11 protein-coding genes and 1 pseudogene are annotated in these 12,491 nt (G+C 70.2%); 4 read left to right on the top strand and 8 right to left on the bottom strand.

Annotation, left to right across the window (positions count from 1 at the left end; all coding sequences use genetic code 11):
* Window positions 1-28: 28 nt before the first annotated feature.
* The 3 genes and pseudogenes from VS93_RS14755 to VS93_RS33430 all read left to right on the top strand — a co-directional run bounded on the left by VS93_RS14755 (window position 29) and on the right by VS93_RS33430 (window position 1,998).
* Window positions 29-826 (top strand): HAD family hydrolase, encoded by a 798-nt coding sequence (locus VS93_RS14755; RefSeq protein WP_156184846.1) that lies wholly within the window; start codon window positions 29-31, stop codon window positions 824-826.
* 78 nt (window positions 827-904) lie between these two features.
* Window positions 905-1,591 (top strand): annotated as a pseudogene (locus VS93_RS14750) (hypothetical protein); the annotation flags it as partial.
* Window positions 1,592-1,629: 38 nt separating this feature from the next.
* Window positions 1,630-1,998, top strand: coding sequence for a hypothetical protein (locus VS93_RS33430; RefSeq protein WP_394298823.1), 369 nt, complete (start codon window positions 1,630-1,632; stop codon window positions 1,996-1,998).
* Window positions 1,999-2,096: 98 nt separating this feature from the next.
* Here VS93_RS33430 and VS93_RS14745 read toward each other — a convergent pair whose 3' ends face one another.
* The 8 genes from VS93_RS14745 to VS93_RS14710 all read right to left on the bottom strand — a co-directional run bounded on the left by VS93_RS14745 (window position 2,097) and on the right by VS93_RS14710 (window position 11,256).
* Entirely contained in the window at window positions 2,097-2,912 is an 816-nt protein-coding gene (locus tag VS93_RS14745) for an SDR family NAD(P)-dependent oxidoreductase (protein WP_201776650.1), read from the bottom strand.
* Window positions 2,891-3,865, bottom strand: a complete 975-nt coding sequence (locus VS93_RS14740) for a LysR substrate-binding domain-containing protein (protein WP_052745769.1) — start codon at window positions 3,863-3,865, stop codon at window positions 2,891-2,893. The genes VS93_RS14745 and VS93_RS14740 overlap by 22 nt, the downstream gene beginning before the upstream one ends.
* A gap of 196 nt (window positions 3,866-4,061) precedes the next feature.
* Window positions 4,062-5,249, bottom strand: a complete 1,188-nt coding sequence (locus VS93_RS14735) for an LLM class flavin-dependent oxidoreductase (RefSeq protein ID WP_046470502.1) — start codon at window positions 5,247-5,249, stop codon at window positions 4,062-4,064.
* A 33-nt stretch (window positions 5,250-5,282) separates the two neighbouring features.
* Window positions 5,283-6,044, bottom strand: a complete 762-nt coding sequence (locus VS93_RS14730; RefSeq protein WP_082126896.1) for an alpha/beta fold hydrolase — start codon at window positions 6,042-6,044, stop codon at window positions 5,283-5,285.
* A gap of 27 nt (window positions 6,045-6,071) precedes the next feature.
* Window positions 6,072-7,622 (bottom strand): sodium:solute symporter family protein, encoded by a 1,551-nt coding sequence (locus VS93_RS14725; protein WP_046470501.1) that lies wholly within the window; start codon window positions 7,620-7,622, stop codon window positions 6,072-6,074.
* Between the two features lie 451 nt (window positions 7,623-8,073).
* Complete coding sequence (locus VS93_RS14720) at window positions 8,074-8,727, bottom strand: NADPH-dependent FMN reductase (RefSeq protein ID WP_052745767.1); 654 nt, start codon at window positions 8,725-8,727, stop codon at window positions 8,074-8,076.
* Between the two features lie 459 nt (window positions 8,728-9,186).
* Entirely contained in the window at window positions 9,187-10,158 is a 972-nt protein-coding gene (locus VS93_RS14715; RefSeq protein WP_201776649.1) for an LLM class flavin-dependent oxidoreductase, read from the bottom strand.
* A 135-nt stretch (window positions 10,159-10,293) separates the two neighbouring features.
* Window positions 10,294-11,256 carry an AraC family transcriptional regulator gene (locus VS93_RS14710; protein ID WP_046470500.1) on the bottom strand — a complete coding sequence of 321 codons (963 nt, stop codon included), beginning with the start codon at window positions 11,254-11,256 and terminating at the stop codon, window positions 10,294-10,296.
* Window positions 11,257-11,680: 424 nt separating this feature from the next.
* Here VS93_RS14710 and VS93_RS27030 point away from each other — a divergent pair, with 424 nt between their 5' ends.
* Complete coding sequence (locus tag VS93_RS27030) at window positions 11,681-12,484, top strand: ATP-binding protein (protein WP_082126895.1); 804 nt, start codon at window positions 11,681-11,683, stop codon at window positions 12,482-12,484.
* The last annotated feature ends 7 nt before the right edge of the window (window positions 12,485-12,491 follow it).

Genomic DNA, 12,491 nt, shown 5'->3' with positions numbered 1-12,491 from the left:
CACGCCCTGCCGAAACGATTAGGAGAACATGACTTCACTGCACGTCTTCGACATGGACGGAACCCTCCTCGCGGGTACCACCGCCAGCCTGGAGATCGCACGCTTCCTCCGTTGCGAGGCGCAACTCGTCGAGCTGGAGGACAGCTTCCGGCGCCGGGAGATCGACACACGCGGCTTCGCGCAGCGTATCCACCGGCTCTGGGACGAGCTCACCGAGGACGACGTCGCCTCAGCGTTCGAGGGCAGCCCGTTCCTTGAGGGGATCGCGGACGTGTGCTCGGACATCCGCTCCCGCGGCGAGCACTCCCTGGTAGTAAGCATGTCTCCGGACTTCTTCGCGCGGCTCCTGCTCCGGTTCGGCTTCGACGAGGTGGTGGCGTCCCGCTTCCCGGCTCTGCCGTTCGCCTCTCCGATCACCCCGGAGAACATCCTGATCCCGCAGGACAAGGTCGATATCGTCGAGGACGGCAGGAAGCGGAAGGGGATTCCCCCGCAACGCTGCATCGCCTACGGCGATTCGATGTCGGACGCGCCCCTCTTCGAGCACCTCGGCAACACCGTGGCCGTCAACGCGGACGGGGAACTCACCCGCCTCGCCCGCGCCCACTACACCGGCCCAAGCTCCTGGACGCCTACGCTCAGGGGCGGGAGATGCTGGACACCGTCGACGGCGGGACTCCGCCCGGTTCGACACAGCCGATGTAGTGGTCCGAGCCGGCGCTCCCCTGCCGGCCTCGCGGCCGGCGTCCTCGGCGGCGGCCGCGGTGGGGCGGACCGCGTGCGGGGTGGCGGATCCGGGGCACCGCTCAGCCATGAAATTCTGTAGAGAAGAATTTATTGTGGAACGCGTTGTGACCATCAGAAAAAATATTTAACCTCGACGTGTCCGGCCGGAGCGGCGGCGATGGTCGGAGATCACACAGCGCCGGGGCGAGGAGAGCCGCACCGCATCCGGCGCGCCGACACGGAGGAAGGTCCGATGCTGTTTCCCACGTCGCTCGTCGGAAGTTACCCGCAGCCGTACTGGCTCATCGACCGGGACAGGCTCAAAGACCGCTTCCCGCCCAGGGTCCGCGCCCGCGAGCTGTGGCGGATCGGCGACGACCTCCTGGAGGAGGCGCTCGACGACGCCACCACACTCGCGGTGCAGGCCCAGCTCTCCGCGGGGCTGGACATCTTCACCGACGGCGAGGCGCGCCGGGAGAGCTACTCCAACCACTTCGCCACCGCGCTGGAGGGCGTCGACATCGACAATCCCGGGGTGGCGCTCGACCGCAGCGGGGAGCCGAACCCGGTCCCGCGCGTCGCCGGCCCCATCCGGCGCCGCGCCGCCGTGGCGGCCCGCGACGCCGCTTTCCTGCGCGGGCACACGGACAAGCCCATCAAGGTCACCATCCCGGGGCCGTTCACGATGGCGCAGCAGGCCCAGAACGACCACTACTCCGACGAGCGGTCGCTGGCGCTGGCCTACGCCGCTGCGGTCAACGAGGAGGTGCACGAGACGTTCGCCGCCGGGGCCGACATCGTCCAGCTGGACGAGCCGTACATGCAGGCCCGTGCGGCCAAGGCGCAGGAGTACGGGGTCGAGGTGCTGTCGCGCGCGCTCGAAGGGGCCCCGGGACGACCGCGGTGCACATCTGCTTCGGCTACGCCGCGATCATCCACGACCGACCGGACGCCTACTCCTTCCTTCCGGAGCTGGCGGACTCCCCCGTTGACCAGATCTCCATCGAGACCGCGCAGTCCGGCCTCGACTGCTCGATCCTGGAGCGCCTGCCCGGCAAGACCATCATCCTCGGCGTGCTGGACCTCTCCGATCCGTTCGTGGAGGAGCCGCGGACCGTCGTCGACCGGGCGAAGCGGGCGCTGGCCCACGTCGCGCCGGAGAACCTCGTGCTCGCCCCCGACTGCGGGATGAAATACCTGCCGCGCGATTCCGCCCTGGGTAAGCTCCGTTCGCTGGTCGCCGCCGCCGAATCGCTGCGCAAGGAGTACTGAGCCGGCCGGCGTCGACCCGCGGACGGGGCCTCGTCTGCGGCTCCGGCCCCGTTCGCGTCAGGAAGCCGCCGGCAGCCGCGGTCGGCGGTTCCGTGGTCTCAGAACGTGTGGGAGCGCGCCAGCGCGCCCCCGTCCACCGGGTAGACGCCCCCGGTCATGAAACTGGACGCGGGCGAGGCGAGCAGCAGCGCCAGGCCCTGCAGTTCGGCCGGGTCCCCCCACCGCCCGAGCGGAACCGCGGATCTCCAGCCCTCCTCGAAGGCCGGGGACCTCTCCCGCTGGGCGGCGATGTTCGTCCGGAACGACCCCGGGGCGATCGCGTTCACCGTCACGCCGTAGGGCGCCAGTTCCAGGGACGCCTGCTTCACCACGTTGACGACGGCCGCCTTGGCCGCGGCGTAGGAGTAGCCGACCATCGGGTCGGCGCGCAGCCCGGCGATCGAGGCGGTCACGATGATCTTCCCGCTCCGCTGCGGCTTCATCCGGCGGGCGGCGGCCCGCAGGGTGTGGAACACCCCGTCCAGGTTCACCTCGCGCACCCGGTCCCACGCCTTCATGTCCACGCCGTCGACCTCGCCGCCGGGCTCGCGGTAGCTCGGCCCGCCGCTGATCCCGGCGTTGGCGAACACGACGTCGACCCGCCCCGTTCTGGCGACGACCTCGTTGAAGAGGTCCTCCACGCGGTCCGGGTCGGCGATGTCCGTCCGGACGGCGAAGACCTCCAGGTCCCGGGCGAGGAGTGCCGCGCACGCCTCCTCCAGCCCCTCCCCGTCCACGTCGGCCATCGCCACGGCGGCGCCCCGCTCGGCCAGGCCCGTCGCGACGGCGAGGCCGAGACCACTGGCGGCCCCGGTCACTACGACGCACGACCCCCGCACATCGAACAGGGGGTCTATATTCGGTCCGTTCGGCACCGGCATTCCTCCGTTCCAGGCGGCGCGGCGGCCACCAGCAGTTCGGGGGAGAGGGGCTCCTCGCCGTCCGGGTCGCCATCACGCCAGGGCCGTGCCTCGATGAAGCTCGCCAGTACGTGCGAGGTGTCCTCCCCGCTCCACACCGCCCCCAGGCGGAAACGGGGCGCGGGCTCCGCCAAGTGGCGGTACACTACGCCCGGGCAGGGCATCCGCGTGGCGGAGGCGGGCACGAAGGCCAGGCCCGCCCGGCCCGCCACCAGCCCGATCGCGACCTGGGTGCGGTCCACCTCGTGCACGACCTTCGGGCTGAAGCCCGCGTTCAGGCACAGCGCGATGTAGTAGTCGTACAGCGCCGGCTCCTGCGATCGGGGGATCATCACGAAGGCCTCGTCCGCGACGTCGGTGAGCGCGACCTCGCGGTACTCGGTGAGGCGGTGGTTGTCGGGCAGCGCGAGCACGACGGGCTCGTCGAGCACGGTGTCGCAGCGTAGGCCCTTGTCCTCGATCGGCAGCCGCACGAACGCCGCGTGCAGCCGCCCCGCGAGGACCTCCTGTATCGCGACGTGGTTGTTCAACTCGTGCAGCGCGAGGCGGACGTTGGGGTAGCGCACGCAGTACCTGCGGAACACGCGGGGAAGCACCTCGTAGATCGCGGGCGCGATGAAGCCGATCTCCAGGACGCCGGTCTCCCCGCGGCTCGCCCCGCGCACCCGCTCGGTCGCCTGCTCGGCCTGCGCCAGCACCTGGCGCGCCTCCTCAAGGAAGATCTCCCCGGCCTCCGTCAGGCGCACCTCGCGCCTCGTACGCTCCAGCAGCCGCACCCCGAGGTCCCTTTCCAGCGAGGAGATCTGCTTGCTGAGGGCCGGCTGCGCGATGTGCAGGCGGTCGGCCGCCCTGCGGAAGTGCAGTTCATCGGCGACGGATATGAAGTAACGCAGTTGGCGCAGCTCCATGGGAGAGCCCTCCTCTCGGCCGTCCGCGCCGCCGGGCGTCCTGGTGAGGGGCTGGGGGTACTCGGAGGCGTTCGGGCCCCGCGTCACCGCGCCACGGTTCACGACGTCGAATACATCATGGCCCGTGTGATGTGCGCAACAGAGGGGCCGCGTCCGGGCCGGTGGCCGCCCCGGAGCGAGGCGCCGCGCCGGCCCCTCAGCCCGGACCGGCCGCGGCCTCCTCCCGGTAGACGGCGCTGACGTGGTTCCGAAGCTTCGGCAGCACCCGGCGCCCGAGCCGTTCGATGCTCGCCATGGTCTGCTCATGGGGCATGCTGCCCATCTGCACGATCGGCAGGACCACGCCGACACCGGTCTCGTCGATGATTTCGCGGAACCGTTCGGTGACCGTCTCGGCGCTGCCCACGACGATCATCCCGTCCTCCTCCAGGCGCTCCAGCGTGTGGGCGTTGTGCGCGAACAGGTCCGACTTCGAGCTCACGACGCGCGCGTGGGACTCCTCGGACAGGTAGCCGGGCGGGAACCAGTTGTGCACGTCCCCGGTCAGCAGCTTGTTGAAGAAGACGTCGACGTGCGGCGCCAGCTCCCTGCGCGCCTGCTCGTCGGACTCGCCCACGTAGGTCGGCACGGCCCACCCCTGCTGCTCCGGTGTCGCTGTGTGGCCGGCCGCCCGCGCGGCCTCCCGGAACTCGCGCATGATGGCCGCCAGCCGGGGCCGCTTGGTGAAGGTCTGCAGGTAGCTGTAGCCGCGTTCGGCGACCCACTGGACTGTCTCGTTGCTGCCCTGGGAGGGGATCCACACCGGCGGGTGCGGCTTCTGCAGGGGCCGCGGCCAGACGTTGACGTAGTCGTAGTCGTAGAAGCGCCCGTGCCAGGAGAAGGGGCCCGGCTCCGTCCACGACCGGATGATGAGGTCGTGCGCTTCGAGGAACCGTTCCCGGGACTCCGTGGGGTTGACGTTGAACGAGAGGTACTCGAAACCGATCCCGCGCACGAAACCCGAGATGATCCGCCCTTCCGAGAGCAGGTCGAGCATCGCGATCTGCTCGGCGATCTGCTGCGGGCGGTGCAGCGGGAGCGCGTTGCCCAGCACGGCGATCAGACCGCGGTCGAGGCGCTGGGTGAGAGCGGCCGCCATCACGTTCGGCGACGGCATGGTGCCGTACGCGTTCTGGTGGTGCTCGTTCACGCCGACACCGTCGAACCCCACCTCCACGGCGTGGACCAGCTCGTCGAGGTAGCGCCGGTACAGCTCACTTCCGCGCTTCGGGTCGAAGTGGGTGTTGGAGAACGTGACCCACGCGCGCCGCGGTTCCGAGCGCTCGATCGCCGCCATGGCGTCCGGCTCGGCGTAGGGCATCAGGTGGAAGGCGAGGAACTTCACGGGAACTCCTTACAGCGGTCGACCGCCGGTCGTTCAGTCGGTGAGGAAGGCGGCCACTTCGTCCACGAACGCGTCCGCCGCCTCGATCATCGGCAGGTGGCCGGCGCCGGCGATGGTGGCGGCCCGGGCGTCCGGCAGGTGTTCCTGGAAACCCCGGCACCGATCCGGCGGGACGATCCGGTCCTCGGTCCCCCACAGCAGCAGGGTCGGCGCCGCCACCTGGTTCAGGCGCGAGGGGAGGGTGGGGTCGGCGAACCGGGGGCTCCACGCCAGCCGCGCCGTCATCTGGCGGTTGCGGATAGCGGACCGGTCGGAGGGGACGGGGGCCGGCGGGGCTGCGGCGCTCTCGGCGACCGCGAGCGCCGCCAGTTGCTCGTCGTCGACCATGAAGGGGTCGACCGCCTCGGTCTCGCCGCGGAGGCCGGCGGGGGCGACGAGTACCTGTTTCCTGACCGGCTCCGGGTTGGCGAAGGCCAGCTCGACCGCGACCCAGCCGCCCAGGGAGTGGCCGACGACGAACACCGGTTCGCCCCGCAGCGTCTCGCGGAGCAGCCGCGTGTAGTGGGTCGCGACGTCGCGGACACTGCCGATCCAGGCCAGCTCGTCGGTCTCCCCGAAACCGGGATGCTCGGGGGCGATGAGCCGGTACCGCTCGGCGAGCCGGTCCAGGAACGGCGCTCCGGACCGCAGCCCCGCCATACCGTGCAGGAACAGCAGGATCGGCCCTGAGCCTCCCTGGAGACAACGGACCGGGTGCCCGCCCACGCTGATCGTCGTCTCCCTTACCTGTGGCATCGTTAGTCCCTTCGTTCGGGTGGCGCGTTAGGAAGCGGGGGTGACGCGGCGGGGCGACGGCGCCGGCGTCCGGCCGCGCGGGAGGTTGGCGCGCCACACGTGGTCCCACACGCCGTGGAAGCGCTCGATCCGCTCGGCGTCCGGCGGCCGGGTCAGCAGGCTCACGACCACGAACGTCCCCCACGTGCTCAGGGCCACCCAGACGGGCGGCTGCAGGCCGTACGGGAACGGGTACAGCTCCAGGAACCCGGTGATCGCCACCGCCTGGCCGACGAGGACGCTCGCCACGGCCCCGGCCGCGGTCGCCCGGCGCCAGAGCACCCCGCCCACCATCAGCGGGAAGAAGCACATGAAGCCGGTGAACGCGAAAGTCGCCAGGTCGAAGACGGTCGGCAGCGGCATCAGGGAGACGCCGTAGAGGATCGCCAGCAGGACGAGGACGAAGCAGCGGGCGTACCAGACGACCCTGGCGCGGTCCTTCTCGGAGTCGGTCAGCCCGGTGAAGCGCTGGACGACGTCGACCGTGAAGAGGTTGCTGATCGTCAGCGCCTGCGCGTCCATCGACGACATGACGATGGCGAACAGGCTGATCAGGCCGAGCGCGACCAGCCACGTCGGGAAGATCGCACCGCTCAGCGCGAAGACGACCGAGTCGGCCGCGGGGCCCTCCAGCCCCGGGACGATCGCCGTCGCCCACACCCCGAGCAGGACGGCCGGTGCCCAGGCCAGCGCGATCGCGATCGGGTACAGCGTCGCCATCTGGCGCAGGCTCCGCCCGCTGCGCGCGGAGATCATCCGGACCCAGAGGTAGGGGGTCGCGAAGTTCGCCGAGCTGAAGAGGACGAAGAAGCTCAGCGTGGGACCGAGCCCTGTCGGCTCCTCCCACACGCGTGTCGCCAGGTGCGGGCCGGCCACCTGGACCTGGCTGAGGAGCGCGCCCGGTCCGCCGGCGTGTATGGGGACGTAGACGACGGCGAGGAGCAGGAATCCCAGGAACACGGTGGTCTGCAGCGTGTTCGTCCAGGCCGTGGCCCGCATGCCGCCCGCTGTGGTGTAGTAGGCGACGACCGCGGTGATGATGAACGCGCCGAGCCAGTAGGGGACGCCCCCGTCGGTGAGGGACTCGAAGACGCGCGCGCCGCCGATGACGCCCGTCAGGACCACCGGCAGGGTCCACAGGCAGAGGAAGAAGAAGGCGACTACGCCGAGCGTTTCGCTGCCGAACCGCTCCCGGTAGAACTCCGACGGCGTGGTGATGCCCTCGCGGCGCGCCACCAGCCAGCACCGGTAGCCGAGGTAGAAGTGGATGGGCAGCACCAGCACGGACGCCCCGAGGAGCATGGCCCACGTACCCAGGCCGCCGCGGTAGCTCTGCCCGGCCAGGCCGAGCATCACGAAGGCGGTCATGTTGGTGCCGAACATGCTCGCGAACAGGACGAAGCCGCGCAGCGACCGGCCGGCGACGAAGTACTCCTCTTTCCCCCGTCCGGCGCCGCGGGCGCTGATCCGGCCCAGGAAGAGGATGGCCAGGAAGTACAGGCCGGCCGTGAGCAGCACGACGAGGAGGGGGATGGTCATCGCGGTCGACCTCCCTGCCCGGCGTCGCTCTCCTCGTCACCGGAAGGCCAGATCGCGGTGAACAGCAGCCACAGCACCGCGGCCGAGAGCAGTGCGAAGCGAGATGATAGGTGAAGACGATCGGGAGGCCGAGGATTGTCGGTTCCACCGAACCGTCGAGCCAGAACGGGAAGTTCAGGGCGACCATGACAGCGAGTGCCGCCATGGCGACCCAATACAGCCAATTGGGGCGGCCTTGAGGCCGGGCGTCGTTTCGTCGCATCGTTTCGCCACCTTGAGCAACTTGGCAGAATGGAGCGCACCGGCGGGCTGTCCCCCCTGTCTTAACGCGGCGGCGCGGAAAATGTCCAAGACCGGATTACGGTCCTGTGATGCCTTACCGCTATCAATCAGTCGGATTTTCGGTAGAACGGAAATTGTCACCGTCGCTATCGGCGATCGGGGGTCCGGTTCAGCCCTCGGCGGCCCTGTCGCGCTGGGGCCTCCGGAGCGGTATCCCGGGCCGCGAGGCGGCGAAGTCCACGACCTGCCGGGCCAGGACGCGCAGGTCGGCGTGCGGATGCCGGTCGTTGTCCGGGTCGTCGATACTGGTCTCGGCGGAGTTGATCGCCACGCCGAGCGGCGTCGGCCAACCGCGCAGCGCGTGCACGACGGAGCGCAGCGACACCAGCGTCGTGGCGGCCGCCTGCGGGCCCGAAGCGCAGACGACGCACCCCACGGCGCGGCCGTCGAGGTAGGGGCGCGGGTTCTCGCGCAGGTCCTCGATGTAGTCCAGGGCGTTCTTGATGAGCCCGGAGATCCCCCCGTGGTAACCGGGGGAGGCGATGATGATCCCGTCCGCGGCGGCGACCGCCCGCACCAGTCGGTGGGCGCGCAGGTCGCGCTCGGAACGCCCGGGCGCGTACATCGGGATGTCCAGCTCGGCCGCGGAGAGTATCCCGGTGTGGGCCCCCTCCTGCTCGGCGCAGCGCAGCGCGAACCGGAGCACCCGTTCCGAGGACGAGCCCTCGCGGACGGTGCCGCCGAGTCCGAGGACAAAGGGTCTCCTGCCGTTCTCGCCCGGCGGATCCCCGATCGTCAGCCGGTCGGAGGTGCGGTCGTTCATGGTGTGCTCTCCGTGCAGGCGGTCGACTCCCGGACGGGAACCGGGAACGGGGCGTGGCCGGGCCGCGCGTCGCGCCCTCCATTTCTTTCCTAACTCCGCGGCGCGGAAAATGTCCAAGACCGAATTGTTTTCCTGTGATGCCGCGCCGCTATCAGCGGTATTTCGCCACCGCCTGGCAAACCGCCTAAGACGGCGCTGGCTCCAGAGCCGGCGCTTAAATTCGGCGCCACCACCATGATCGGCGCCCCTGAAACGCCGAGCGGCCCGACGGTGCTCCACCACCGCCGGGCCGTCGCTGATCCGCTCACGACCGGCGCGAAAAAACCCGGGGCCCGGGAGGCGTCCGCGTGCACTCCCGGGCCCGGGTCCCCTTCTCCCCCGAAGGGCGATCGAGACGAAACCGGTCGGTGGCCGGCGCTTGGTCGCGCCCCGCCGGCGGCATCGCACCGGCGCGGGGTGTCAACCCCGGGCCGCCTCGGCGAACGTCTCCAGTTCTCGCGCGATGTCCGGACCGGCCGGCTGGTAGACCACTTCGGTCGCGCCGGCCTCCTCGAACTGGGCGAGCTTCTCGCGCCAGCCGTCAGGGCCCAGCGCCAGGCCGAGGCCGGTCAGCAGCTCACCGGTGATGAACGGCCGGTCGTACTCGTTGATGTCGGACAGGTGCCCGTCGTGCACGGCGAGATGGCGGATCTCCGCGGGAACCTCCTCGTAGGCGGCGGCCCACCGCCGGCCGTCGGGGATCATCTCAAGCCGGTCGAACTCCAGGGCGAAGTGGAATATCACGCCGGCCGCGTGTCCAGCAGCTTCCACCGCCCGCGGCGAACCCGGATCCTCGCCGTCGGCGAGCACGGTGCCGAACGTCAGGACCGCGCTCCAGTCGAAACCGGGAACGGGCTGGGGGGCGCCGAAGACCCCGTCACCGAGCTCGCGGGCCACCGTGGCCCCTTTGTCGCCTTGGGCGCCGACCAGGAAGGGCACGTCGATGGGGCGGGGCGGTGCGAAGCCGGGGCGATGCAGCATCTCGATCACGGCGCCGTCCCAGTGCGCCCGCTCGCCCCGCAGCAGCGCCCTGACGACCCGGATGTACTCGGCCACCTCGCTCCACGGGACCGGCCGCTTGCCCAGGGTCAGTCGGCCGGTGAAGCCCGACCCCACCCCGACGGCGACCCGGTCCTCGCCGGCCAGCGAGACCAGGGTGGCGATACCGGCCGCGTTGGTCATCGGATGGCGCAGGGCCGGCACCATGACCCCAGGGCCCAGTCCGATGCGTTCGGTCCGTTCCGCCGCGCGGCACAGCTGCACCCAGACGTCGGGATAGAGCGCCGGCGAGTCGAAGAACCACGCGCGCTGATACCCGAGCTGCTCGGCGATCCGGGCGTGCTCGTGGCTTTCCAGCGACGTATTGAACGCGCACGACGTTCTCAGGGCCATTGGGCCTCCCGGCGGCTCGCTCTGGTCCGGCGCGGCTGTGCGAGCCGCCCGGCATGCCACCGCGACGCTACAATGGAACGCTCGCCGGGAATTGCGCTCGTGCGTAGGGAAGTTGTTCCCCGGCGCAGTGCCTGCTCAGTCGGCGTCCCGCTCGTTGCGCGCCTCGCGGGGGGTCATCCCGAACCGCCTCCGGAACGCGGTGCTGAGTGCGCTCGCGGAGGAGAACCCCGACGCGTATGCCAGATCCGTGATGGACATGTGCTGGTAGGCGGGGCTCCGCAGCCGTTCCCGCGCCGACCGCAGGCGTTCCTCGCGGATCAGCTCGCTGGGAGTGGTGCCGACGCGCTGCAGGGCCAGTTGGATCTGCCGCAGCGACCATCCCAGTTCCTGGGCCAGTGCCGCGCAGGTCAGTTCCCCGTCGGCGGCGTGCTCGCGTACGTACCGGCGGACCATGGCCTCCACCTCGGCCAGGTGTCCCGGTGCGTCCGGGCGGTCGTCGCCCACGACGAGCATGCACAGCAGCTCGACCATCCGGTCGCACACCGCGTCGAACTGGCCGCTGGTGAGGGAGTCGCGCTCCTCGAACAGGCCGGTCATCATATCGTTCACGACGCGGCCCAGGCCGGAGCTCAGGTCCAGTCCTGCGGCCAGCGGCGATGACCGGTTCAGCGGACCGTCCACCTCGCCGGCGGGGATGGTCAGGATGAACGCACACGCGTCCGACTCCTGTACGAGGTCGAACGGCGCGCCCAGTGTGAACAGACTCCCGGCCCCGGGAGGCAACCGCGATTCCCGCTCGTCCTGCCGTATTACCAGTTCCCCGGTGAGCGGTAGCACGAACCGGTAGTCCTCGTCCGGGGCCTGGCGCACCTGTTTCGGAGTTCTGATGTATCCGATTTCCCCGGACCAGAACAGGACGTTCTGGTAGGTATCGGTGCGCTGGCGAACCGTTCCGCCATTGAAACCGCTGGTCAGCGGATAATCGTAGTCCAGTCGGCAATGATAGGCGTTGACGTGCTCACTCCAGAATTCGGTGCGCTCGTGCGGCGCCATGAGCTCGGTCTTTGTCGTTTCTACGAGATAGCTTCCCCCGGCCATTGGGAACATCCTCTACCGCAGATTCCGGACATCATCGAAACAGGCCTCCACCGCTGGGCTCTGGTGGCGAACCGCGAATCCACAAGTGTAATACAGCCATTTTCCGGATTCAGTTGAATTGATCATCAGTCCAGGTGGCGGACTGAGATTCCTCGGGAAGGTCGTGCGTCCGGGCGATCGCTTTCGAGGTCGGGCCGCGGTGCCGCCCGCCACCCGGCGCCTGCGGTCGGCCCCGCGTGGCGCGGGCGGTGAGGACACTGAGTAACCGGTCGTGCGCCCCGGCGCAACTCTTGTGCGCCTTCGTGGAAGTGCCGGCGCTCGCGCCGTTCTAACATCCGGCTATCTGCTGTACACCCAGACCACTTTGGGACAGCGCCCAGCGGGGACGCAGGACTCCGAAACCGCCGCCCGCGAAGGAAGCACGATGAACCAGCGCCCACCCCGATCGGCACGGCAGCCCATGCGTGCTGAGACCGCGGGAGACACCCTGGGGTGTGGGGCGCCGACGTACGGAGCCGGCCGCCCGCAAGCCGGAACGGTGGAGGTGAGCATGCTGGAGAGCCACACCTACACTCTCCCCGGCCAACCTGAAAGCGTGGCGGAGGCCCGGCACTGGCTCCGCGAGGTACTGTCGCTGACCCGCTCGGGGCCCGCGGCGCCAGAGGAGACCATCGCCACCGCCGTACTACTGACCTCCGAACTGGTGACCAACGCGATTACCCACACCGCCACCGGCCAGGGCGGCAAGCTCATCCTCGGCACCGGACTGCGCCGCCGCAACGGCGTCCTCCACGTCACCGTCGAGGACGACGGCGCCAGCACGGCCCCCCAGCCGGAGGCCCCCGACCCCGCCGCCGAACGCGGCCGGGGACTGCTGCTCGTCGACACCCTCGCCGATGACTGGGGGCCGCTGGAAGCCACCTCGGGCACGTTCTTCTCCCTGTTCTTCCCGTCCGCCTGGGGCGCACGTCCGCCGGAGCCGCCGATGAACAGCCCCACCCCCGCCGTGGCCCGCCTCCGCCCCGAGGAAGTCCGGGTCAGCGACCAGCGTCCCCGCGGGATCGTCCTCACTCTGGCACCCGGTGCGCAGGTCGAACTGCGGCCCGGCGCCGACGACCACGCCGACCAGCGCAAGTGGCTCGACAGGGTCCACGAGGCCGTCGGTCTCGCCCGGGCACTGATGGACGACCCCCGCAGCGGGCCGGTGGCAGAGGAAGGCGCGTACTAGCCCCGAC

This window comes from Allosalinactinospora lopnorensis, from assembly GCF_000981225.1.
GTDB classification, from domain to species: Bacteria; Actinomycetota; Actinomycetes; order Streptosporangiales; family Streptosporangiaceae; genus Allosalinactinospora; species Allosalinactinospora lopnorensis.
This window is presented reverse-complemented; position numbering and strand designations above follow the sequence as displayed.

Excerpts from the sequence above, each read along its gene's own strand:
- VS93_RS14720 (WP_052745767.1), bottom strand. The coding sequence starts at position 8,727 with ATGAACGACCGCACCTCCGACCGGCTGACGATCGGGGATCCGCCGGGC.
- VS93_RS14725 (WP_046470501.1), bottom strand. The coding sequence starts at position 7,622 with ATGACCATCCCCCTCCTCGTCGTGCTGCTCACGGCCGGCCTGTACTTC.
- VS93_RS14730 (WP_082126896.1), bottom strand. The coding sequence starts at position 6,044 with ATGCCACAGGTAAGGGAGACGACGATCAGCGTGGGCGGGCACCCGGTC.
- VS93_RS14755 (WP_156184846.1), top strand. The coding sequence starts at position 29 with ATGACTTCACTGCACGTCTTCGACATGGACGGAACCCTCCTCGCGGGT.
- VS93_RS14740 (WP_052745769.1), bottom strand. The coding sequence starts at position 3,865 with ATGGAGCTGCGCCAACTGCGTTACTTCATATCCGTCGCCGATGAACTG.
- VS93_RS14710 (WP_046470500.1), bottom strand. The coding sequence starts at position 11,256 with ATGGCCGGGGGAAGCTATCTCGTAGAAACGACAAAGACCGAGCTCATG.
- VS93_RS27030 (WP_082126895.1), top strand. The coding sequence starts at position 11,681 with ATGAACCAGCGCCCACCCCGATCGGCACGGCAGCCCATGCGTGCTGAG.
- VS93_RS14715 (WP_201776649.1), bottom strand. The coding sequence starts at position 10,158 with ATGGCCCTGAGAACGTCGTGCGCGTTCAATACGTCGCTGGAAAGCCAC.